The 1,025-nt window shown below is 62.3% G+C and carries 1 protein-coding gene; it reads right to left on the bottom strand.

The window, feature by feature from the left end; all coding sequences use genetic code 11:
* Nucleotides 1-352: 352 nt before the first annotated feature.
* Nucleotides 353-1,025: Tn3 family transposase (locus tag Q322_RS0120080; RefSeq protein ID WP_029479604.1), on the bottom strand; the 673-nt coding region annotated here is incomplete at its 5' end.

Below are 1,025 nucleotides of genomic sequence, written 5' to 3'. Positions count from 1 at the left end.
CTACCGCTCGCGGATCATCGACGAGTTCCAGTACCTCGGAATCGTCCAGAAGGGCTTCATCACCGCTCCCGGCGGCAAGAAGTTCGGCTCCAGCGCCGTGATCGTCAACTGCCCCATCGTGATGCGCCTGCTCTGAGCGGGACAGGTATGAGATCAGTCTCAGTACCCGCTACATTCTCCAGCAGTCATCTGACATAGCGTCGCACGGCTGGCCGGTCCTGTCCGGGACACCCCGTCCACATCATGAAAGACATAGATTTGACGGCGGCTGTATTCGGCGCGCGCTTAAAGGGGTCAAGACACGATCCAGCAATTTTTGTACGCTAAGCGATAGCATCGTCCAGCACGGGATTCAGCTTCTCAGCTCCCGATAGGTTCCCGGCTGCGGCACCAGCTCCTGATGCCAGAGATAGTCGCCCGTCAGGCCGATGTGTTCCCAGCCCAGCGGCGAGATATGCGCCAGCAGTTCATCCGGCACATTCTGCCCCTCGGCCCGCAGCGCCGCCACGGCCCGCCCCAGGTACACCGTATTCCACACGCTGATCGCCGCCACCACCAGATTCAGGCCGCTCGCCCGGTGACTCTGCGACTCGAATGTTCGGTCCCGTATCTCTCCGCTCCGGTGAAAGGCCACCGCCCGTTTCAGGGCGTGCAGGGCCTCACCCTTGTTCAAACCCGCGAGAACGCGGCGGCGCAGTTCTGGATCGCGCAGCCATTCCAGCGTGAATAACGTGCGTTGCACGCGCCCCAGCTCGCGCAACGCCAGCGCCAGGCCATTCTGGCGGGGATAGGACGCCAGCTTCCCCAGGATCAGCGAGGCGGTCACAGTTCCCGACTTGATAGAGACCGTTAGACGGCGCAGCGCGTCCCAGTGATCCCGGATGAGGCGCAGATTCAGCTTCTGCGCCACGAGTGGTTCCAACACCCCATATAACGCCCCGGCTTCCGGGGTGTACAGCCGGGTTTCACCCAGATCCCGAATACGCGGAGCAAACCGGAAGCCCAGCAGGGAACAAAGCGCGAAC

It is taken from the genome of Deinococcus frigens DSM 12807 (assembly GCF_000701425.1).
GTDB lineage: Bacteria > Deinococcota > Deinococci > Deinococcales > Deinococcaceae > Deinococcus > Deinococcus frigens.
This window is presented reverse-complemented; position numbering and strand designations above follow the sequence as displayed.